Here is a 23,053-nt window from a genome sequence, read left to right as displayed (position 1 = left end):
CCTCTTTGGAATTAATAGAATAATTTAACTAGGTTTAGTATTGACCAAATTTTGCAAGATGAGAAATGGCTCTATTAGATATAGACAATCTATTTTTTAGATTAAACCTGATATACAGGCTTTGGTGTGCCATGCAGGCATAAAAAATAGATTGTCTAAATGTTTTACAAAGGATTAAGTTTATTCGTCTACTGTAAAATCAAAATTATTGTTTTGTCTAAAGTAAGTTATATCTAGCAAGCCTGGATGAGCCGATAAACCAAGCAACATAGGCATTAACCCTAGCATTTCAATTTGTTCACTACGCCAACTCGTATCATCAACCGCATGTCGCCAAGGTATTTCAATACTATTGAAGCCTGTATCAAGTAAACCAAAATCAGCATTTTGCCAAGAGAGTAAATCTTCTAGCGCCGTCATATTTGCTGGTATAAAGCCCGCTATCGTAGGTGCATGCACAACTAATTCTCTAGGCGTTTGTAAGTTATAAAAAGCAGCTTCACTTGTGTTGTTTTGATCCGTGCCATAACCAAAGCCCCAAATATAACTGAGCTGGGCTTGCTCCTGAGCCCAGTACGCTTTTTCCGCTAACGCATGATCAGCATATAACAAACGATAATTAGCCGAAGTCAAAATTGGATTAATTAAAAAATAATTCAATTGATGTATGGTTGGCGATATCGCGACACCAAACTCATCTGCAGGTAAGTTAATCGCATCGTAAAAAGTGATATTAAATTGTTTACCCGTTTCGTAATATCTTTGCCATACACTTTGCGCATCTATATCACCTAATTGATTCATCAACCACACCAATAGCATTTGCTGATTATATGGGCCCTGTGATTCGATACTTTCGCCCGCAGCATTTTGAATGCTGGTCACTGTGCCAGAATCACTATTTAACACTAATCCGGTTAAATCGACCAAGGCAATAATATCATCTACTTTTTGATTTATTTCTCCCGCATTAGCTGGCATAGCTTGCTGTACAAATTTCAAGCTAGCAACTAAGTAAGCGGTTTCGATCGTACTGTACTCATCAATCAAAGCTGAGCCATCGGTTGTCATCTGGCTCGCAAATATACCTTGGCTATTCTGTGCTGCCACAAAACCCTCTACCTCACCTAATAGAGCATCTAACGAGGCTTGGATTAAGTTAATATTATCAGCCCACTCCATTTGATGCTCAATCGCTAAGCTAATTAAACCAAAGCCTGTCGCGGAAGGTGTAATAGCGGCATCTTGAATGCCTGATACTTTGTAGTTTTCGCGATACAAACCAGAAGCATCCCGCATTTGCGCAATTAAACTAACGACATCTTGAGTTAACGAGTTAGCGGAAAAAATCTGTTGTAAATCAACAACCGGAGAGTTATCACTATCCCATACAACTGTCATCATAGACTTAGCTGCCAACTGGAAAAAGACAGTCTGCCCCTGCCAATTTAAATCGAAATCTTGGGTTAAGTTACTGGTATTCGCGATCACGACAACAATAGTGTTATCTGGATTTTTATAAGCAAAAGTTTCGAGTACATTCGGCAAACTCGTTGCATCAATTCGGACTGCTTTGTCTTGTAAAAACTGACTAAAGTGACCTATTGCGTAATACTCAGCGTTTTCAGTCACGCTGTCGCCAGTGGTAATTGTCATTAAACCACGACAATCAGAGCAGCCACCTTGATGCGGGCCAAAATTTTCATCTAAAGCTAGGCTATCAAAAAAGACGGCACTCGCGCCGCCAATAAAACTAGGCATGATAATATCAGCACTAGTGTCAGTTAAGTATTCGCCAAAACTACGTCCATCGTTTTGATTGCGGCAAGAGGTAAGATAAACGTCTTTAAAACGCTCATCGTTCGCTAGCATAGCGCTAAAAGCTTTAGTGTAATCAAGCGCGCCATTGTCGGCTTGATAGCATTGAAACGCAAAACCTCGGCTCCGGCCAAATATAAAATCTCTTGCTAAATAGCTTAAACCCGCTTTAGCAATATCTTCATCTAATTGGCTGTCAAAATCTGTAAAATTACCATCCCATAGCCATAGTTCAGTAGAAACCGAATTCTGGCTTAAAGCAGGAAATAAGAAATCAGTAAAAAACAAAGCATAATCATCGTTTTGCCAGAGCATTGATGGAAAATCGCTTTCTAAATGAGGTTGGTTTTGAAAACTAAAGCTAGTGATATTAATACCCTGATCTGCATAAGCAGAAAAATATCGAGCCAAATAATCTGCGTAAACAGGGTAAGAGCCTATTTCTAAGCTGCCTCCGTTTAATGATTTATTATCCTTCATCCAAGCTGGCGCACTCCAAGAAACCGAGTTTAAATGTATATCTGGTTGAATATTTTGAATCGCTTTAATGCTAGGTATCAAATAATCGAGATCATTGTCTATCGAAAACAAGTCTAAGGTCGGATCGGTTAAAGGTTCTGGTCTGTCGTTGTAACTGGTTGCCGCTCGCGCAACAAATTCACCTAATCCTGCAACAGGTAGGCGCAAGTATTTCAGCCCAATCCCAGTTTCCTGATCAAACAATTGAGTCAAGATTTGCTCTTGACTTGCTGACGCATTAATTAAGCTTGCAGCACTGTCAGTTAGCGCAGCACCAAAGCCTTTTATTTCTTGATAAGTATTGGTATCGCTAATGTCGATTTGATTTGTTGCCGTGCCTAAACCAACTCTCAGTTCAGATTCTTCTTGCTCTGCCAATAAAGCATTTTTGTCTGCTGTAGTTAACCAAACTCTAGCGGTATTGACTAAGCTGGGGTTGATTGTGTGGGTATAAGTTTCAGACACTCTAACTAGCTCTCTGCTAGTTGCGGTTAGGTTAAATTCAGTTTGCCCAACTTGATTACATGGCATACTAAACTCGAATGCATCCCCTTCTTCCAGTTGAGCAATTAAACTACCCGATGCATTAGCAACTGTGATACTTCTGTTATCGGCCTCAGCATCTTGCTCAAGCTCTATAGTATAAATAATAGATTGTTCACCCAAGGCGCAGCTGCCAGAAACAGTCTCAGGCGTCGCTAATGTATCAAGATGAATCTCCCCTAAATCCAGAATTTGAGTAGATTCAACAAAACCGTCATCAACAAATCCTTGAATAATTAGGCTTTGCTCGCCCTTACCAGACGTGCTAATAAGTCCGCAAGCATTCGTCGCCAAATCGAGTGTTTTAAAACCAGAGGATGAAAATTGATAGGCAGCTCGGTAAGTTAATGCATCGCCGTCTGAATCTGTGCCTGATAAGCAGACTTGTAAATCTTGCCCATCTCTCACTTGATTGTCATATTGTTCAATATCGAAGGTATTTATCGTTAAAACGGGTTTCGAATTTAGTGTATCAGCAACAACATGACTGTAAACTAATGAGTTTTGCACTAAGTTTCGACTCGTCGTTCTAATCACAAAATCGACAGCTTTAACGGAACCACAAGATAAACTAAAAGTTCCTACTGTGATTTGTCCCATAGATGCTAAAACTTCAGAAGTGATAGCATCTACTGCATCAATGCTATAAATATCCCCTTCAGCATCGGCTGCGACATTGACCGAGAAAACACTTTCGCTGTCGCCGGCTCTACAACTGCCACTACCGCTAATAGCAGTTTGGATTGTATCTTCATGAATAAAGCCTAAATCGAGTGTATCAGCCCCCGTTGCGGTGCCATCTGTGGTAAAACCTTGAACCACTAAACTATGCGAACCTTGACCAGTTAAATCTATCGTGCCACATAAATTAGTTAAGGTTAGAGTTTGCAGAGCTTGATTATCGAATCGGTAAAAAAGCTGAGTCACTAAGTCTTCACCATCTGCATCATTAACCGTTGCACAAATTTCAACGCTTTGCTCATCTCTCAATAAGCCGTTGAATCTCTCTGGTGTATTATTAACTGCAAGCGTGATGGTTGGCCTTGTATTATTTTCGTTGGCAACCACATGGGCATAAATTAGAGATTGAGTCGAAATACCTCTTGCGGTATTCCTCACCACAAATTCGGTTCGACCATTGGTATTACAAGGTAAAGAAAAACTGCCTTGAGTTTGGCCTGCGGCAAAACTTCGTATCAGAGCGTTCGTTGCGACATTGTAAACTTCAAGCTGATTTATATCGCCTTCGATATCAGCGGCAACACTAATATCGTAAGTCCTGTCGGCATCGCCAATTCGACAATTTTGATTTTGACTATATGCGAGCTGCACTGTATCTTGATGAATGCTATAGGTACCTGTTGCTGTTGCCGTGTCTTCTCCATCTGACGTCGTCGCTGTGACAGTTAATATTTTCCCGCCTTGATTATCCGTATTGATAACCCCACAACTATTATTTAATGCAAGTGTTTGAGTTGCTTCATTATCGAATTGAATTTCAATACTAGAAGATAAGTTATCCCCATCTAAATCACTCGCGGTTAAACAGACATTAAAACTTTGATTATCACGAATCAAATCTGTGTATCTAACTGGATCGGTTAACTCAAAACTCACAGTGGGAGGGTTATTATCTGGTGCGACAACTTGGTGCTGATACACAAGTGAAAATGTCGTTAAACCTCTACTTTCGTTTTTTATATAAAAGCTTTCAGAACCTAAATTTTGACAAGATAAACTAAATGCGGATTGACCAGAAGTTAGGCCTAAACTTCGCTCTGGGGTTAAACTATTAATGAAAACGACGGTTAAATCACTGTCATCACCTTCAGGATCATCTGCGGTTGTGACTAAATACTCTAAACTGCCACTCCCTTGTAAACATTGATTCGAGCTAGTTTGAGCGATTTGGATTTGATCTTGGTCTATATCTGCAATTTTTTGCACCAAAGCTTGAGTGGTTTCACCATCGGATGCCTGCATATCAATAGATAAGCCTTGGTTGCCTTTATTAACCAAATCAATTTGGCTACATAAATTAGAATCTAAAACAAAATCTACAGGACTTTGTTGTTCAAATTGATAACGCCCCGTTAAATTAACAGCTTCGCCTTCAGGATCGGATACCGTAAAACAAATCTCAAGTAATTGCTTATCTCTAAATAATGGGAAGTCACCATCAGTTAAATTAATTTGAGTCCCAGTTAAACTGTACTCTACTTTGGGAGGTAAATTAGGTGCAGGCGTGACATTGTGATTAAAGCTTCTAGAAAATACAGTCAAACCACGACTTTCATTTTTAAGCCTAAATTGAGTTTGACCAATTTGGTCGCAGGCAAGGTTAAAATTAGCTGTAGTCACAGAGCCTAGATCACCACCCGCAATCAACTGGTTTGTGGTCGCATCCAGTACCTGAATATAGTGCTCATCTCCTTCTGTATCTGGACTAATAGAAACAGTATAAGTTAACGCAGGATCGCCTTCGGTACAGTTGCCATCAAGCGTAGTCGCAAATTGAATTGTATCTGCATGTATAAAGCCTAGATCCGTTACCTGACTGACATTGGTAAATACGTCACGAACATCTGAATATAGCCTTAGCTGCTGTCCGCCACGCCCTTTAGTGTCAATTTGCGCGCAATCATTGGTAAAGGTTAAAAACTCTTTAGTGTTATTATCCCACTGATATTCAACATAATAAGCCGGAGCTGCACCTGCAAGCCAATCAGCTTGAGTTACAAATTCTGGCTGATCTCCATCAACATCTTGTGCATTTGCGCAAATGTCTAAAACAATATTATCTCTATACCTCAAATTAGCTAAAGGTGTTTGCGCTATTGTCAGTTCAATACTTGGAGCTTGATTGGGTATTTCAGTGACCGAATGGCTATAGCTAATACTCTCAATCGTTTGTGTCCTACTTGTCGTGACTAGCTTATAATTGAGTTGGCCTATTTGGTCGCATGGCAAACTCAAGTTAGCCGTTGTGACTTGTCCAAACTCTTTTAGTACAGATAAATCAGCTGTATTGATTGCACTAACTTGATAGCTATCAAATTCTGTATCTCGAGCAACTGAAATACTAATATTTTGCTCACCACTACCAATAATACAAGTTGAATTTTCTGCTTGAGCAACTGACAAATTATCTTGATGAATCATGCCAAGCTCTCGCCTAGCGCGGACTGTATTTTCGCCATCAGAAACATCGGCAATCAAGGTAACCGTTTGGTTACCCAAATTACTTGTATCTAACTCCGCACAATTTAATTGAGAAGCTATTGGAGTGCTTACCCCCGCGATCTCGGCACTAAATTGGTAAGTTAAAGCTTCTTTTTCTGGATCGATTGCTGTGACACAAAATGAGATAAGCTGAAAATCACGTATTTTAGATAAGTGATACAAAGTACCTGTCGGTAAATTATTAAATACAGCAATAGGCGCTAAATTAGCTGAGGTGTTAGGGTTAAAGGTAACTTTAATATTGCCCGGTGCACTTAGATTATTTTGATTATTTACCCCTTTACAACTCGCAGATAAAATATCGCCTTCTTTATAAATGCCATTATTAATAATATTAACGACAGCACCTGAATTTTGCTCTGATAACAGTAAGCCATTTTTGTAAATCTTAACTAGATTAGATAAGCCTAAATTATTACTACAACTAGGCAAGCTAATGCCTAAACCCGAATCAGAAATATACAAAGCTTGATCTTGCGCGAAATCGCCAGGGTTCAGCATGTTCAGTTCATAATTCTTAAGACTAAACTCTAAGCTATCGGTGAAACTAGCCTGCCCCTCAAAAATCATACTTGCTCTAACCGCAACCGAATCTAGCTCAATACTGCTAATATCTAGCGTAAAAGTTTGCGCTGCTGTTGTCGTTAGGTTCTGCCAAGTATTACCCGAATTAGTCGAAAATTGTCCAACAAAACTCGCGTCTTGTACACTGCCTTGAGTCAGTGAAATAGAAAATTCTAAGCTACATTCTGAAAAATTAAACAGCTGGTTTTGTTCGAACTGACAGATATCAGGCAATAAATTGCCATCAAAATTTAAATTAGAGTTTAATACCGGCGTGATCTTGCCAGTATCAGGATCACTAGGTTCTCCGGTATTAGCAGTACTATCGCCACCACCACAGGCCGCTAGGCTAAAGAGAATAATAAAGAGAGCAAAGAGTCGAACCACACGAAACTCCAACTAAAACGAAAAAATGCAATGATTAGTTTTATTCTAGTCAAGCTTAGTGCCAAAATTGACTTAGGATCCGTTTATCTTTGTTTACTGCCGTGGGAATAGAGCAGATAAAGCAAAATTTAGACTAAAGCCGAGCTGGCTATCCATAACCTTCTGCATGGTTAATAAAATAGCCTATTCAGACATTAAAGCTTCGCTTACTCTCTAACAACGACTTTTTCGACTTCTTTTTCAATGACAGACGCAAAAACAATAAAAGAAGAAGCGAGCATGTTACTGCGCTTTTGTTGTTCCGGTTCAAGCGAAATAGGCGTCATAGCATAAGACTGAATATAATTTCCCTGATAACTTGGCGCGCCATTCACTATGCTAGTTTTTGTCACGCTTTCAAATAACTCAGCATTAGCATTAATGCGAGCAAAACACTGCTGCTTGTTATCTAGGTGAGCGGAAATATTGATTGAACCCGAAACAAACTTAGCAAAATAGTTTTGATAGGCTTTAGATGAATCCGTTAATTCCGAACCATACCTTAATTTATATTCACCAGTACAAGGATACTCGTCTTCAAACAAACTATTTACACCATCACTCACACTTACTTTTACGAATTGCTCTGTTACCCAAATAACTTCACCTGGCTTTTTCGAAGCGCAAGAAAGTAAGACTAAGCAAGTAACAGTGCACACGAATGATTTAATTAATTTCATCGAATTCCTTAAATAAGGTCCACAACCTTTTTATCAAAAACAAACTATAAAGCATCCGCAGCACAATTAAAAACAAATGAATACCCAGCCGCAATTAATTTGTCAGATTTGACCTGCTTACCTGTAAGATCGCTTATTGTGTTGTTAAACACCATATTTTTAGTATTTGCCGCAGCTTGATAGAAATCTAATTTAGTTATCCGCTGAGGACTAACAATATTATAAATTTGATTCCAGCTATCTTTGCTTTCAAAGCTTATTAAATGCTGAATTGCCTCAACCGCATCCGTTTGATGCAGCATATTTGCGGGCGCAGATTTACTGACACTTTTCATCTTAGCGATAAAACGACTAGGATGACGCTCTTCATTAAACAAGCCCCCTAAACGACAAATTAACCAATCACCTTTAAATTCTTTTCTCAGGTGCTCCTCAGCATCCAATAAAATTTCAGCTTTATCATTATGTCGGCTGGCATCACCTTCATAGGCAACTGAAATATGCTCGGGGTAAACAGCAGTAGAGCTTGTCATGACAAGTTTTTTTACACCTAATAAATTCGCTATTTTGATTATTTTTTGCCATCGAGTTAAATATAAATGGCCTTTCTGCTGCCGAAATTGAGGTGGGATGGTAACAATGAGAATATCACAGTGAAAAAAATCATTAACTCGCTCATCATCGTTCAATGCATCTAGGTCAAGCAAATATGTAGATAACCCCATATTTTTACAATTATTAACCCCTAATTGAGACGTTTTACTAACACTCACAGTGTAAAACTCTCGTTTAAGCTGAGTTGCTAATGCTAGCCCCAACCAACCTGCACCTAATAATGATACTTTTCTCATTCATACCTCTATTGATATAATTAGCTTTTTAAATCTAATTGCAGTTTACAGAACTGGCTTTCCTTAGCAACTAAACCATAGCTAAGTGTCAGGATCCTTAACACCAGAGAATTCAACAAGCAAAGAAATGAAGCAATAATTTGATTTTAAAGACAAAATTAAAAATGGATCGTTTTTTGCTTATTGTTAATTAGAAAAAATTTTAATTAGATATCCTGAGCCTTAGTGCAATCAGGAAATTTTAGGAAGAGAATAATGATGCTTAAGAAAATTTCAAAAAGCTTTCTTGCTTCTGCAATTTTGGGCTTGAGTTTCCAAGCTTCTGCTTGGGAATGGACTATGGATTTCGACAAATACTACGATAACTCAGGCAATGAACAATATATTAAATCAGGACAAATTATTGATGACGAGTACTCATCAGGTTATGTTTTTGATGAAGTATCTGGCCAAGTAGTTAATGTGGGCGTTGGTGCTACAATAACTGTAGAAAATCCAAATAGCGATGATGATATAGCGGTTGCTTTCAACACTGGGGCAGATATAGCTGGTGAAGCAACCTCTCACGACAGCGATTTAAAAGCAGCGTTTAATCACTATCAAACTGGTTCTGCTAACCAGTACAATGCTAGTGGCGAAAGAGATAATATCCTAATCATTCAAGAAGACGGTAGCACAGGAACATGTGGCTCAGAATATTGTACAGACGTCGATGATGAAGGTAGTCAACCTGGAGGCCAAGTATTTATTGCATTTAATAGCTTAGTTACTCTAGAGTCAATCAATTTCTTTGATATTGAAGAGAAGCCGACTTTCATTACTGCTTACAATGATGACGCCAATACAAGTAAAGTATTTACAGTTCCAGAAATGGGGAATAATAACTGGGGTGCAATTGACTTAACCCAATACGCTGCAAATAGAATTGCAATTTATTTAGGTGGTTCAGGTGCTTTTAGTGATCTAAAACTAAGTAAGATTGCGACTCAAGTTTCTGAGCCTCATACTATTTTAGTATTAATTATGGGCTTAGGCTTAATCGCTTATAGACGAAAGTCTCTCATCTAATATCTTTGTAAAGTTATTTTGTAAATAAAAACCGATGTACTCATCGGTTTTTTTGTTTTGAACTCTAGGTTATACACTTGCTTGATAATTTACATATATTAATTTTGCTCATTATCAAACCTTATACAAGATTTGTTTCAAAAACATTAAACAACTAGATGCTTCCAGCCAATGCTGAAATTTTAGTCTTTAAACCTTCTGAAGGGTTGTACTGACTAGCTTTACTTAAATAACTTTTTGCCTCATTTACACGATTTAATTTATTGAGCACAAATGCTAGATGATAATTAACATCAGCTTGCCTTGGAGCCTTTAAATAAGCAGCTCTCAGTTGAATAAGAGCATCCTCATACTTACCTAGATTAGCAAGTACCCAGCCAAATGTGTCTAACAATATTGCAGACTCATTGGATAATTTAGCTCTTTCAATATACACCAGAGCTTGGTTCGGATCTATTTCAGCCAATGAAGAAGCAAGATTATTCAACAATCTTGGGTTCGTAGGATCATTGACAAGTAGGCGCTGAAGAATAGAAACAGCATCTTTATTTCTTCCTATTTCCAATAAGATATCGGCCTTTATACTCTGGTAATCCATCTTTTTAGGGTTATTTTGTATAATAGCAGTAACATAATCTAACGCTTGGTTATATTGCCCTAACTTTCTTAATAAGCTTATCTTTTGTTTCGATAATAGATCTGTATTCTTTTTCTTTATTTGAGATTCCACTAAACTCAATGCGGTTGAAAAGTTTCCGGAGTGTAAGTTAATACTTTTCTCCAATTCCAGCCTGTGCATATCAGTTAGCAAGTTTCCTTTTTTATGTAACTCTTTCAATGCTGCTCGACTACCCGCTTTACGCAACAAGTACTGTATCTGCGAATCAGCATATTGTGCTGGTTCTGCCTTTAAAAAAACCAATCGATTTAGAGTTTTCTCTGCCCCTTCTAAATCCTCAATAAAAACTTGATACTCTAATACTCTAGATAACTTTTCAGGGTTATTTAAGCTTAAACCATACAACACTCCAGCCCCTCTTCTAGCCGAGTTTAAGTTACCAGAATCTATATCAATTTTAATTCTAGCTTCGATGACGAAAGCGTTTAGAGGTGACTTCTCATTTAAAAGTTCTGTGTACTTTTCAACAGCATCAAAATTATTCGAGATTAAATTCGTATTTATTAGACGTTTTAAAATCGAAATATCGTCACCAGAAGACTTTGTTAATGCCTCTTCCAGTCTTTGATTCGCTTTAAAATAAGAACCTTCGTTCAAATGAATTTCAACTAAGAGTTCATTGGCTGAATAGTCAAACCCATTCAACTCAATTAAAGTCTCTAACAATTCTTTTGCTGAGTTCGTATCTTTGGTTAACACATAGATTCGGGCTAGGTTGATAGCTGCTGGTTTGTAACCAGGCTCTTTCTGTAAAATTTGCTCAAATTCTCTTTTAGCTTCTTGGATAAAAGAGTTGCTCATTAGACACGCTGCGTAAAAATTTTTTACAGAAACGCTAACCTCTTGGTTAGTATCAATTAAGCGTCTTGCTAAAGCCAAAGCTTCTTGCTTCATTCCTTCTTCTAAATAAATATAACCCAGAAGTAACTCAACTCCGCCTGCCGATTGAAGTTTTTTTAGCTTCTGAATAGCTTGCTCCTGTTTCCCTTGATGAGCATAAGTAACAGCAAGTAAACGATTTAAAACTACATCGTTAGGGTATAGCGAAAGGCCTCGATTAAGTATAGTTTCAGCTCGAAGGTATTGTTTCTGTTTAGCTAATGCACTCCCCATTACCTGATAGTATCGAATATTCTTCACTTGATTGGCTTGCCATTTATCTAACAATGATTGAGCCGCATAATAATCGCCGTCATCTAACTCGATTTGAGCCATCATTAACGCTAAATCAAGGCTATATGGATTTTTAAGCAACAATTGGTTTATATAACTTCTTGCATTTTCTGACTGGCCGAGTAAAAAGTAACTAATTGCATTTATCATGCTGAGTTGGTGATTTAAAGCAACTTGCTTTGAGTCCAAAGCTGATATTTTGTCACTTAATTCAGCCAATATACTATGCGCTTCAGCATTTTTATTTTGTCTTAAAAGTAATATTGCTTGATAATAATCATTTAAAGGGTCGTTCGGCCAGATCTGCTTCAATTGATTAACTTGTTCGAAAGCTAAATTTAGTTCTGATTGTTGTAAATAAATCTCAATCAAAGTATGTCTTGCTATTTGGTGTTTGGGATTGAGTTGAATTGCTTTAATATATTTGGCAATTGCTACTTTTAGATCACCCTTTATTTTAGATATTTCAGCTAATAAAAACCATGCTTGAGCATTGTTTGGAGAATCTAGCAATATAGCTTCTAATTCAGATTGAGCCTTATCAAATTGCTGCATGTCCATAAGTAAGCTAATCTCACTTAAAATAGCGCCTTCATGAAAGGGAACCAACTTTTTAGCTTGTTCAAATGCATCTTTAGAAAGCGTTTTTTTACCTAATTTCTGGTAGGCATTCCCTCTTAATACATAGATACTTGCGTCCAGCTGTTCATCCTGTCGAGTTGGTTTAATCTCTTTAATTATTCTCGTGTAATCTGCGACAGATAGCAAAGCGTTACCATACTCAATCGCAAATAAACTTAAATCAACCCTAGAAGCTTTAACCAAACTAAACTCTTTCACAGCTGCTTCCGCTTCACCATTAGCTAAATATATTTTTCCTAACAAGATTCGGGCAGAGACATTATTATAATCCTGCTGCAATGCGTTTTTAAGTTCGATAACCGCGGCTTTGCTTTCACCTTTGTGATGAAATTGAAGGGCATTTTCGTAATATTCTGATGAAGTTTCAGCTATTGCCACTGCTGCAAATAGAGTCGCACTTAAAGCAATAGCCAGAGGTCGTTTATTAAACATAAATAGCAAATAAGTTATAAATATAAATTAGCTACATAATACAGTGAAATTAATCGATTTCATTAAAAAGCTAGATTTAGGTGAAAATTTAGCAGCGCTGCCAAACTTTCACTTCTTTTGATTCAACCCAATCACCCACTGTTTGAATAAATTCGAGGTAATGCTTACTTTCTAAATGTTCTTGGAAAGCCATTTCGCTATTGTACAACTCATATAAAAAGAAATGGGTAGGTTGTTCATGGCTTTGGCAAACATCAAAGTGGACACAATCAGGTTCTTCTTTTAGAGACGACTCAGCGTTTTCCAAGATAGCATCTAAAAACGCAACTAAATGACTCGGCTTTATAACAAATTCAACCGTTACTACATACATATATATAAACCTTATCCAAATCGTGATAATAATTCTTGCCAGTCTAATTCACTTAACGGATTCGTATTCTTACCGTCTAATAACATCATTAACTTGGCACTTTCTGCTAACGCTTCCATATTATACATGGTTGTTATTAAATATTTACCAGCAACTATCGGACCATGATTAGCCATTAAACTGCACACTTGGCGTACTCATGCTTCTAGCAGCTCTTATAGCCGTAATTTAGCTATCGCTGGATAGAAAAACACTATAACTAGTCGTCATAATTAGAGCTTCAAGCAGACTTGCTTTATTCTTAACCAGTTCAGGAAGGAATATAAAACCATACGGCAAGTGCTGCACTGAGATACCCATTCAAATTGCCTGATTATAATGCAATTAAGTCCCACTTCTAGTGTCTGTAATAAATAGCTAGCATCCAAGAGGCCCCTTGAAGGGGATTATTTTGTCGCTTTAAAATTAAGTTGGAAATTCAATAAAACTCAGTATAGACTGGCAATAAACCAATGTATACATTAACGTACGGACTCTTAGAGCTATTAATGACTAAAACGATAACAACGAATATCCCACTTGCTGAAAAAGCTTATCAAGTAATTCGGGAACAAATTCTCAATAATAGCTATAGAGCTGGAGAGCAAATATTAGAGAAGACTCTAGTCGAGACGCTAGCAATAAGCCGAACGCCTGTGAGGGAAGCCTGCGTTAGGTTAGAAAAAGAAGGTTTAATAGAAATTAAACCTCGTCATGGAATTAGAGTTAAACCTATTTCACTTGAAGACATGGCGGAAATATACGAAATACTTACAGCCCTTGAATCTGAAGCAGCGAGAAAGTTAGCGACACAAAACCTCAAAGCAGCTGATTTAAAAAAATTAGTCACACCAACGACGGCCATGGAAAAAGCACTCGCTAAAAACGATCTCGAAGCTTGGGCTGAAGCGGATGAGGCTTTCCATTTAGCATTAGTAGAGCTGTCAGGTAACCAAAGATTAAAACAAGTTGTCCTACAGTTTTGGGGACAAGCTCATAGAGTTAGATACTTCACCTTACATCTGCGTGACAAGCCAACTGGTTCAACCCAAGATCATATAGATTTAGTCAATGCGATAAAAGCAGGTAACTCTGAACTAGCAGCAAGCATCCACAGAAATCACCGAATAGAGGGTAAAGAAAACTTATTAAAACTACTTGATAAGTATAGATTCGTGCAGCTCTAATCTATTATTTCTGCTCATTAAATCAATCTTAACTGAATATAGCTGTTTTTCAAAAAGGATGAGTGAGGACAGAAGCGGATTTATTCCCTATGCTTTCAAAGCAAGTTTCGGTTATCTTATTGTCTATTATCGTGATTGTTGTACTCAGCAATTCCCCTGGTTTAACAAAATAGCCAAAAATGTACTCAACCACTCAAAAAATTCTAGGAATAATAACGCATGACGCCATTAAAAGTAGCTTGTATTGGCACAGGATATTTTGCTCAATTTCATTACCAAGCTTGGCAAAAACTGAGCAAAACTTTACCAATTGAACTTGTCGCTGTTATCGATAAAGACATAGCGAAAGCAGAAAAAACAGCTGCCGAATTTAGGATCCCCTTTGCGTTTAGTTCATTAAAAGAACTTGATTTTATTCAAGTCGATTTAATCGATATTATTACCCCACCTCAAAGTCACCAAACCTTGATTAAACAGGCACTAGAGTTAGATGCAAATATAATCTGCCAGAAACCTTTTTGCGAAAATTATAAACAAGCTAAAAATATGGTGGATTTAGCTAAACAGAAAAATCAAACCTTAGTCATTCACGAAAATTTCAGATTTATGCCTTGGCATAGAAAATTAAAAGAACTACTTAGTCAAAACTTGATTGGTGACGTGTTAAATACCAGTTTTAAATTTCGTCCGGGTGATGGGCAAGGTAAAGAAGCCTACTTAGAACGCCAACCTTATTTTCAAAAAATGCCTAAATTTTTAGTTCATGAAACGGCAATTCACATTATTGATGTATTTAGATATCTGTTTGGCGAAATCTCAGAAGTAAGCGCTCAATTACGTCAGTGTAATCCTGTCATTAACGGCGAAGACTCTGCTTTAATCAGCTTTGCGTTTAAAAAGGGTATGAGCGGTTTATTTGATGGCAACCGATGTTTAGATCACGCGGCGAGCAACCATAGACGAACTATGGGTGAAATGTGGATTGAAGGTACTAAAGGCTGTTTACGTTTAGATGGCGAAGCCAGAATTTGGCACAGAGAATTCCAGCAAATAGAAGAAAAACAAATTGATTACGCTTGGCAAGATATTGGCTTTGGTGGTGACTGTGTTTACCTAACCATAGAGCACATTTGTCAGCACTTTATAAATGGGACTAAATTGGAAAATAACGGCTTTGAGTACCTAAAGAATATCAAAATTGAAGATGCAGTCTATAAATCGAGTAAAGATAAACGTGTCATAACTGTGTGAATATCCCTATCAAAATAAAGTTGTTCAAGTAAATACCAAGAGATAATCGGATGAGCGAAATTAACCAATTTAACCAAGCAATCAAAAGAATTGGCGTTCAGCTAACCAGACCCGAATGTGTGCTAACCAACGCTAAGGGAGAAGTTTACGTCTCGGATTTTGGAGGCGGTGTCACACAAATCAAGTCAAATGGCAGCCAAGCGTTCTATGGCGGTGAATACCCAGGTTTTGGGGTTCTGCAAACCAATGGCTTTGCCATGTTAGCTGATGGTAGCTTTTTAATTGCCCATTTAGGGCAAGACAAAGGCGGCATTTTCAAATTAACTCGAGACAATAGAATCACCCCTTTTCTGCTTGAGATAAATGGTAAGCCCTTGCCTCCGAGTAATTTTGTTTACCTTGATCACCAAGGGCGAATTTGGATAACCGTTAGTACTCAGATCCTACCGAGAGCCGACGCCTATAAAGCTAGCTGTAACGATGGTTTTATTATACTAGTGGATCAAAGCGGCGCGAGAGTCGTCGCTGAAGGCATTGGCTATACCAATGAATGCTGGGTTAATCCAGAGGGAACAGAATTATATGTCAACGCGACCTTTAGCCGAGAATTACTCAAATATAACATACATAATAACGGCGACTTATCCAATCAAAGCCTAGTTACTAAATTTGGCGCTGGCACCTTTCCGGATGGCCTCACTCGAGATGTTCAAGGCAATTTTTGGGTAACCAGTATTGTTAGCAATCGAGTGATAAAAATTACGCCTGATGGCGAGCAAGAAATCATGCTCGAAATAAGTAACGACCAACATATCAATAAAACAGAAATTGCATTTCAAACCGAAATCATGGGTCGACCACACCTAGATAATAACCCTGCACCACTCAAAAACATCTCTTCGTTAGCCTTTGCCGGCGAAAAGCTCAATCAAATTTTGCTCGGCTGTTTGTTAGACCAACAAATTTATCAACTCGATACCGAATTTAACGGCGTAAAACCTGCACACTGGTACTTTTAACGTTACAATCAGGCTTATACCTTAGATATCCAAGACAATTGGAAATATAAATTTGAAGTTGAGCCTATTATGAAGTGTGCTTTTTTAGATGTGGATACTGTCGGTGATGTCGATTTTAGTCAGATACAACAAGTAACTGGAGACTTTGCTCGATACACTAAAGCCGAGTTTGAACAAAACTCAGAAGCCATTTTAGCCGATATTGAAGTCATCATTACCAATAAAGTCGTAATAAATGAAGACAGACTCAAACTAGCACCCAATTTAAAACTTATCTGCGTAGCGGCTACTGGCTACAATATTATTGACTTAACGGCTTGTGAAAAGCACCAAGTAGTCGTGTGTAATGTCACGAATTACGCGACAAATACTGTTGCACAACACGTATTTGCATTACTCTTAAGCTGGGCAAACCAAATAAAACAGTATCACCAAGCAAGTGTTGATGGTACTTGGCAACGCAGCCAATTTTTCTGTTTACTCGACTTCCCGATCTTTGAATTAGCAGGTAAAACCCTAGGTATTATTGGCTACGGAGCATCAGGCCAAAAAGTTGCTGAAATCGCCAAAGCTTTTGGGATGAAAGTACTGATTGCCGAGCGTGAAAACGCGACTGATTTACGACCAGATAGAACAGAATACAAGACTGTACTAGCCCAAGCCGATATCATCAGTTTGCATTGTCCACTCACGGCAGAAAATGCAAACTTTATTAATACAGAGTTTTTCCAACAACTAAAACCAAGTTGCATTTTAGTCAACACCGCTCGCGGTGGTTTAATTAACGAAGAAGCGCTATATAACGCTTTATCAAAACAGCAAATACAAGCGGCTTTATTAGATGGTTTATCTGTTGAACCAGCTCCTCATGAGCATATTTTAATTAAAAATAAATTACCAAACCTAATTATCACGCCGCATACAGCTTGGGCGAGTCAAGAAGCAAGACAGGTATTAATCGATGAAATCGCTAACAACATTCAAGCTTTTATTGCCAATGAGCCAAGAAATAGAATAGGTCTAGAGCCATGAAACTCATATCTACACAATCGATTTGGCAAAACAACCAACACAATGCCTTTACCGATCTTGTTGAATACCAAGGCCGCTATTTTTGCTGTTTCCGACAAGCGACAAATCATGTAAGTAAAGATGGCATCGTTCGAATTTTAGTATCGGATGATCTTGAAAACTGGCAGCTTATTTCAACCGAAAGCTATCATTTAGCCGACTTGCGCGATCCTAAGCTCACGATACATCCTAGTGGAAAATTACTCCTAACCTATTATAGAAAACGCTTTACGCCAGCAGGGCAATGCATAGCCAATGAAAACTGTGTCAGCTTTTCAACAACAGCGATTTCATGGTCTCAACCTAAAGTGCTCGGTGAAAATAACTGGTGGCTTTGGCGCTATCGCTTTTATCAAAATACAGGCTTAGCCATTGCTTATAATCGTAGCCAAAACACAGTTCATTTATATCAAGGCGACCCGCTGGCAAGCTTTCATAAAGTAAAAGATCCTCTATTTAGCTTATCCAGTCATGGAAAAGGCTACCCAAACGAAAGCGATATTCTATTCACAGAGGATGGCACCGCCATTTGTATTTTACGCCGTGATGCTGATAGCTTTAGCGCCCAACTCGGCATTGCAAAATTAGGCTATCAAAATTGGCAATGGTACGACCTAGCTGAATATGTGGGTGGCCCCGCCATGCTCAGATTAAGCAATGGAAAAATCATTGTGGCCGGAAGACGCTGGATAGCAAATAGACTCAAAAAACAATTAACAACTTGGATATTTGAACTCGATCTCGATAATAAAAAATTAATTCCTCTACTCGAGCTAGAATCCGCTGGTGATAATAGTTATCCTGCTATGATAGAAAAACAGGGTAAACTTTACGTCAGCTACTACTCGCAACATAGCAATAGAAAGTGTGCTATCTATCTTGCAAGTATAGATTTATGAGCCTAGCAAAATACTCAAACTGATGGGAATAGTGAACGATTCAATATTAAAAAATCGGTTTTAAAGGAATTAATATAAAAATGAAAGTATTACTCAAGATTGCAGTATTGTCCTTGACGCTAACAGGATGTGACCTCAGCTTTACAGATAACATAGAAGATACAGAAACAACTAGCATTTCGTCATTTGAGTCATCTAAAACGAACTCTAACTCTGCGATATGTAGACAGGATGAAATATTTGATTGGACCGATAAAATAGCTCAACTCAATCAACATACACTGAATCAAGCATCTAAAATTAACGAGCATGAGGTATATAATGCTTTCGCTAATTTATACAATGCAAGCTTAATTAGCTTAACGGCTAAAAACCATTCCCTAGCAGAATTAGCAAAAATTGATTTAGTTGAATTTACAACCGATTATGACTGGCATGATGTAATTTGCCACCAAGAAAAAGCGACCCCAACTTCAAGTTTACAAATAGATGTTGCCTCTAATTGGTTACTTAATAAAAGTTTACTACACAAGTATCAAAAATATTACCAAGCAAATTTTGCTGCTAAATCAATCGATTTAACCTCAAACCTCTGGCGCCTAAACGCGAACTATCATTGGCAATTGGATATTTCATTAGCAGTCACAGCTATTGAAACTATACATTATCAATCGAGTAGCGACTCTGCACTTCAATATGCAAATGCCATAAAGGTTAGCGGTCAAATAGAAGCTGCATCAAATGAATACGCAGATTACCTGAGCATAATGGAACCAAGCGGGACTTATCAACTACATTTTATTCAGCCCGTATTTAGCCAAACTAGCTATGTGATGAATAATTTTTCAAGCCTGCTGAGTCAATTTAAACAAGTAGAAAAAACAGAACTCACTAGCGCTATTATTCCATATTTTGATCACGTGCTAACTTCCATTGACTTTTCGGCTTGGCTTGCGCAACAAGACATATCTGAAATTTTCGATCCAGAGGGGCAAGACTTTTCAGCGATAAATACGCTCGAGAAATTTAAGTTAGAAACCTCACAAGCTAGCGCAATAAATTTTGCTGATGACGGCGTTTTATCATTAACACAAACCAACTCACACCATTATTCTGCTCTAAAATATGTCGCAGATGCGGACACCACGCTATCGAGTAATATTACGACTGAAACTATTGTGTTTAAAATTTCACTTTGTGGCAACTGGCAAACCTTTGATACCCACTGGCGCCCTTATATCCTAATTATCGAAGACATAAACACAGGTCTAATTTACTCTGTCATTAACTCACCGCAACCAGAATTAGTAAGCGATACGGAAACGTTTTGTTTAGACTAAGCGGTGAAATAACACCGTATGTATTCGAGTTATACCAGTTCACCTAAACTTTTGATCTATATTTTACGTAGAAAAAAGTGCGCTAACAAGGCATGAATTGCCGCTACTAGTAAACTAATAGCAAAATTCATAACGCAGTTTACGTGCTTTTTAACCCTTAAAATTGAGCAATAATTAGGATGGATTGGTATTATACATTGGACCTCAAGATATAAATAAGTGGATAGGCATTAGTGATGGAGGATTCGAAGTTGTTCCGCCCTTTGGTGTCGAAAGCTTAGAGGGATTTGCCAGTGAAACATCATTTATTAAAGCAAAAGCGTTCCCCCCACTAAACTAATCAATGATTACTATATTATGGGAAATAATATGAAACAGGCTGCATCCCTCAGTCGTGGATTAAAGAAAACAAGGCAGAAAAAATTAAACCGCCGAAGCCGCACGTTTCATTAATACGATTAAGAAATAATCTTCAAAGAACGTTCTGACAGTTGCCGCTTCAAAACCGATAACTGTCAGATACAAACTGAGCAATTCTCCTAAATCATTTTACAATGAGACAACTTAATTTAAGCGGGCTATAAAATTCCCCCCGTTGATGCTCAAATTTGCTGAGCAATCAACGCTCGGATGTCTGCTAACGTAGTCTCTTTAAGTAACTGGCCATTTTCAAATACGACTTCTAACAATCCCGCCTGCTCCTCTTGCTCGCTCACGTTATCAAATAACGTTAACTCTCCGTTAACACGCTCTATTTTAAGTAAACCTTTAGCTGACTTTTTCTTAGTGTCGGTTTTAGGATCTTTAAAAATAGCTAAGCGTTGATTATTTTTTACCACACTGGTGGCTTTAACAGCCGAACCATGTGTGTCACGAGTCACATATTGATAGCTATATGAACCAATGCCCAGCACGACTTTTGATGCAAAGCCTTTATCCATTAAACGTTGCAATATTTGACGTTGACGTTGCAACGTGATCGCATCGCCATAAATAGCACCGATGTGCTCATCCAATAATTTAAAACCTTTATCGGTTATGGTTCCGCCAAAAATATCCCATAGACATTCAATTAATCCCTTTACTTCGCACGGCATTAATACAGTGTGCGCTTCAATACTTTCAATTTTACCGCCGCTGTTTAATGATTCCGCATCTATAGCAAAATATTGCCCCTGCCAGCGATAGGCTTCAAAACCGTTAACTCGAGCATACTCTGCTGCACTTATTTGATTTTGAAACAGCGATTTATTATGGCTAAAATCCGTTGTATTATCTAAGGTATAACCGGTTAAAATTTTCACTGGGTCGCCTGAATCAGGTCGAATAACCAAAGTGCCTTCGCGCTGCATAATCGTTTCTTTTAGCTGCGGTAAATAATCAGTGACTAGCGTCCAAAAATCCCATGTATCTGACACAACACTCAAGATACCTTTAGGTGATTGGGTTTCCATTAAATATTTAAAAAACTCAATTTCACCTTCCAGGATCCAAGAGCACGTTACTGAATGCTCGGTAGCATCTACAGAGCACCCAACCAATTCATTCTCGACATTAGCCCCGTAATACTGCTCAGCAAATAAAACGGCTGGAATAGTATCGGTACCGACTAACCCCGAAGCTAAATGGCCAAAACCACTCATCGCAGCAGCCTGCTTACCAAACATGCCTCTAAAACTGAAGTCATGCCCTTGAAATGGTACAAAATCACTTGGTAATCCGGTTTTAGCGGCAAACTCTTTGAACACTTTTAAATAAGCAACCGACGTTGTGGTACTGGTTTGAATAGGCCAGTTTTCGCAGCTTAATACCGTTTCTATCATATTTGTTAACCATTGAAAGCCCGCCTTGGTGTTGACCACCGTCATAGGGGGGACTAAATAAGGTACAAGCGTTCCTTCTGGTAAAGCTTTAATTTTAAGTGGCAAATAGCCTAAATCATGCAAATCTTCTAAATATTTTACATCTACCGAATAACCCAGCATGGCACTCATTATGCGTTTATGGTTAGCGACAGCACTCGCTTTGTCTTGCTTAAAAAAAGCAGCCCATTCGTCTTGTAAATAACTCTTAATAAAATACTGTAATCCGACAAAAGCCACTTTATCGTTATTTTCAACATTACTTAACTTACCACTACGTGAAGTAAAATTAGCATAAACTTCACTCACATCAGGGTGATAAGCGCGGCTATGAAACTCTTTATAAACATCTTTTTGCATACTTGCGGCGATAATAGTCATGTCCTTCTCCTATAATTCAATAATGGTTAAGTTAATCGCTGAATCAACAACAAATTCATTCTTGGCTTTAAATGAGTCAGTGGTGTAAATGTGATCAATTAATCCTTCAAATACCCCTAAACCTTTTGAAAATATGCCATGCGTAATAAACAATGAAACCGTAGAGGCACCCTGATTTTTCAACACTTTTGCAAGTTCAATAAAGGTTCGCCCGCCATCGCAAATATCATCGGCTATGAGTACTTTTTTACCTTTTACATCACCTAAAATTTCGGTTTTGTCAATTTCACCCGTTTTTAAATTGCGTACTTTTTGTGCTTGAACAACGTCGGGGTCACCGTTAAATGACTCGGCAATCTTCATGGTTTTTTTAGTCGCGCCAGCATCTGGCGAAATCAAAGTCAACTCGCCTGCGCTTAATAACGCGCTCAATTGTGCATTTTGTTTTAACAAAGTAACTTGCGGTACATTCACCACATTATTAATTAACGCGGGGGTTACATCACTGTGTGCGTCCCAAATGGTGACTTTGGCAAAATTTAATTGATTAATAAATGTTGCCATCACCGCAGCCCCTAACGCTTCACCTTCAACACACACTCGATCTTGACGCGCATAGGGAAAATACGGAATAACCAATTCAATAGGTACATTGTTATGTGTTAAACGCTTTAATGCATCAACCGCCAGCATTAATCGAATCAATTTAGCTGAGCAAGTTAATCGTTCAACAATTTCAAATTTAATAACGCAATTCGAATTATCCAATATTGAGTTCAACTGAGTTGCATCAAAACGAATATGCTCCTCACCGCCCGAAAATGTGAAACATTCAAAATTTAATAAACTTTTTATTTGATTACTTTGATGGCTATATACACGCATTTAAATCCCCTTTTCTTTTTTAGTGTCCCTAAGACACAATTAAACTTTAGCAATCATTTTTTTGAACGTCAAGAAAAAGTGTCACTAAGACACAATTAAACTTTTTTC

At 38.0% G+C, this 23,053-nt stretch carries 15 protein-coding genes; 7 read left to right on the top strand and 8 right to left on the bottom strand.

The window, feature by feature from the left end:
- Positions 1 to 180: 180 nt before the first annotated feature.
- The 3 genes from XM47_RS04710 to XM47_RS04700 form a co-directional block, all read right to left on the bottom strand.
- The gene (locus tag XM47_RS04710) at positions 181 to 7,074 is read right to left on the bottom strand and encodes a glycoside hydrolase family 30 protein (protein WP_048690303.1); all 6,894 of its coding nucleotides are present in this window, start codon (positions 7,072 to 7,074) and stop codon (positions 181 to 183) included.
- A 206-nt stretch (positions 7,075 to 7,280) separates the two neighbouring features.
- The gene (locus tag XM47_RS04705; protein ID WP_048690301.1) at positions 7,281 to 7,793 is read right to left on the bottom strand and encodes a hypothetical protein; all 513 of its coding nucleotides are present in this window, start codon (positions 7,791 to 7,793) and stop codon (positions 7,281 to 7,283) included.
- Between the two features lie 44 nt (positions 7,794 to 7,837).
- Entirely contained in the window at positions 7,838 to 8,644 is an 807-nt protein-coding gene (locus XM47_RS04700; protein WP_048690299.1) for an NAD(P)H-binding protein, read from the bottom strand.
- 255 nt (positions 8,645 to 8,899) lie between these two features.
- Here XM47_RS04700 and XM47_RS04695 point away from each other — a divergent pair, with 255 nt between their 5' ends.
- Entirely contained in the window at positions 8,900 to 9,712 is an 813-nt protein-coding gene (locus XM47_RS04695) for a hypothetical protein (protein ID WP_048690297.1), read from the top strand.
- Between the two features lie 154 nt (positions 9,713 to 9,866).
- Here XM47_RS04695 and prsT read toward each other — a convergent pair whose 3' ends face one another.
- The 3 genes from prsT to XM47_RS19085 all read right to left on the bottom strand — a co-directional run bounded on the left by prsT (position 9,867) and on the right by XM47_RS19085 (position 13,187).
- Positions 9,867 to 12,638, bottom strand: coding sequence for an XrtA/PEP-CTERM system TPR-repeat protein PrsT (gene prsT / locus XM47_RS04690; protein ID WP_048690296.1), 2,772 nt, complete (start codon positions 12,636 to 12,638; stop codon positions 9,867 to 9,869).
- Positions 12,639 to 12,726: 88 nt separating this feature from the next.
- The gene (locus XM47_RS04685) at positions 12,727 to 13,011 is read right to left on the bottom strand and encodes a putative quinol monooxygenase (protein WP_048690293.1); all 285 of its coding nucleotides are present in this window, start codon (positions 13,009 to 13,011) and stop codon (positions 12,727 to 12,729) included.
- Positions 13,012 to 13,022: 11 nt separating this feature from the next.
- Positions 13,023 to 13,187, bottom strand: a complete 165-nt coding sequence (locus tag XM47_RS19085; protein ID WP_154665743.1) for a class II aldolase/adducin head domain-containing protein — start codon at positions 13,185 to 13,187, stop codon at positions 13,023 to 13,025.
- A gap of 372 nt (positions 13,188 to 13,559) precedes the next feature.
- Between XM47_RS19085 and XM47_RS04680 the strand changes: the two genes are divergently transcribed.
- The 6 genes from XM47_RS04680 to XM47_RS04655 all read left to right on the top strand — a co-directional run bounded on the left by XM47_RS04680 (position 13,560) and on the right by XM47_RS04655 (position 19,817).
- Positions 13,560 to 14,237, top strand: coding sequence for a GntR family transcriptional regulator (locus XM47_RS04680; protein WP_048690530.1), 678 nt, complete (start codon positions 13,560 to 13,562; stop codon positions 14,235 to 14,237).
- A 219-nt stretch (positions 14,238 to 14,456) separates the two neighbouring features.
- Positions 14,457 to 15,488 (top strand): Gfo/Idh/MocA family protein, encoded by a 1,032-nt coding sequence (locus XM47_RS04675; RefSeq protein WP_048690292.1) that lies wholly within the window; start codon positions 14,457 to 14,459, stop codon positions 15,486 to 15,488.
- 50 nt (positions 15,489 to 15,538) lie between these two features.
- Positions 15,539 to 16,507 (top strand): SMP-30/gluconolactonase/LRE family protein, encoded by a 969-nt coding sequence (locus tag XM47_RS04670; protein ID WP_048690291.1) that lies wholly within the window; start codon positions 15,539 to 15,541, stop codon positions 16,505 to 16,507.
- A 69-nt stretch (positions 16,508 to 16,576) separates the two neighbouring features.
- Positions 16,577 to 17,539 carry a D-2-hydroxyacid dehydrogenase gene (locus XM47_RS04665; RefSeq protein WP_048690289.1) on the top strand — a complete coding sequence of 321 codons (963 nt, stop codon included), beginning with the start codon at positions 16,577 to 16,579 and terminating at the stop codon, positions 17,537 to 17,539.
- On the top strand, positions 17,536 to 18,477 hold the full coding sequence (locus tag XM47_RS04660; protein ID WP_048690287.1) for a hypothetical protein: 942 nt from the start codon (positions 17,536 to 17,538) through the stop codon (positions 18,475 to 18,477). Before XM47_RS04665 ends, XM47_RS04660 begins: the two co-directional genes overlap by 4 nt.
- An 80-nt stretch (positions 18,478 to 18,557) precedes the next feature.
- Positions 18,558 to 19,817, top strand: a complete 1,260-nt coding sequence (locus tag XM47_RS04655; RefSeq protein WP_048690286.1) for a hypothetical protein — start codon at positions 18,558 to 18,560, stop codon at positions 19,815 to 19,817.
- Between the two features lie 602 nt (positions 19,818 to 20,419).
- Here the strand turns inward: XM47_RS04655 and XM47_RS04650 are convergent.
- Positions 20,420 to 22,060: a nicotinate phosphoribosyltransferase gene (locus XM47_RS04650; RefSeq protein WP_048690284.1), complete on the bottom strand. Its 1,641-nt coding sequence runs from the start codon at positions 22,058 to 22,060 to the stop codon at positions 20,420 to 20,422.
- 9 nt (positions 22,061 to 22,069) lie between these two features.
- Positions 22,070 to 22,945, bottom strand: coding sequence for a ribose-phosphate diphosphokinase (gene prs, locus XM47_RS04645; RefSeq protein ID WP_048690282.1), 876 nt, complete (start codon positions 22,943 to 22,945; stop codon positions 22,070 to 22,072).
- Positions 22,946 to 23,053 lie beyond the last annotated feature (108 nt).

Origin of the sequence: Catenovulum maritimum, from assembly GCF_001050375.1 — a bacterium.
In the GTDB taxonomy this organism is placed as follows: Bacteria; Pseudomonadota; Gammaproteobacteria; order Enterobacterales; family Alteromonadaceae; genus Catenovulum; species Catenovulum maritimum.
This window is presented reverse-complemented; position numbering and strand designations above follow the sequence as displayed.

Bases quoted from the DNA above. Each gene is read 5' to 3' on its own strand.
- XM47_RS04705 (WP_048690301.1), bottom strand. From the start codon at position 7,793: ATGAAATTAATTAAATCATTCGTGTGCACTGTTACTTGCTTAGTCTTA.
- XM47_RS04700 (WP_048690299.1), bottom strand. From the start codon at position 8,644: ATGAGAAAAGTATCATTATTAGGTGCAGGTTGGTTGGGGCTAGCATTA.
- XM47_RS04695 (WP_048690297.1), top strand. From the start codon at position 8,900: ATGATGCTTAAGAAAATTTCAAAAAGCTTTCTTGCTTCTGCAATTTTG.
- prsT (WP_048690296.1), bottom strand. From the start codon at position 12,638: ATGTTTAATAAACGACCTCTGGCTATTGCTTTAAGTGCGACTCTATTT.
- XM47_RS04685 (WP_048690293.1), bottom strand. From the start codon at position 13,011: ATGTATGTAGTAACGGTTGAATTTGTTATAAAGCCGAGTCATTTAGTT.
- XM47_RS19085 (WP_154665743.1), bottom strand. From the start codon at position 13,187: ATGGCTAATCATGGTCCGATAGTTGCTGGTAAATATTTAATAACAACC.
- XM47_RS04680 (WP_048690530.1), top strand. From the start codon at position 13,560: ATGACTAAAACGATAACAACGAATATCCCACTTGCTGAAAAAGCTTAT.
- XM47_RS04675 (WP_048690292.1), top strand. From the start codon at position 14,457: ATGACGCCATTAAAAGTAGCTTGTATTGGCACAGGATATTTTGCTCAA.
- XM47_RS04670 (WP_048690291.1), top strand. From the start codon at position 15,539: ATGAGCGAAATTAACCAATTTAACCAAGCAATCAAAAGAATTGGCGTT.
- XM47_RS04665 (WP_048690289.1), top strand. From the start codon at position 16,577: ATGAAGTGTGCTTTTTTAGATGTGGATACTGTCGGTGATGTCGATTTT.
- XM47_RS04660 (WP_048690287.1), top strand. From the start codon at position 17,536: ATGAAACTCATATCTACACAATCGATTTGGCAAAACAACCAACACAAT.
- XM47_RS04655 (WP_048690286.1), top strand. From the start codon at position 18,558: ATGAAAGTATTACTCAAGATTGCAGTATTGTCCTTGACGCTAACAGGA.
- XM47_RS04650 (WP_048690284.1), bottom strand. From the start codon at position 22,060: ATGACTATTATCGCCGCAAGTATGCAAAAAGATGTTTATAAAGAGTTT.
- prs (WP_048690282.1), bottom strand. From the start codon at position 22,945: ATGCGTGTATATAGCCATCAAAGTAATCAAATAAAAAGTTTATTAAAT.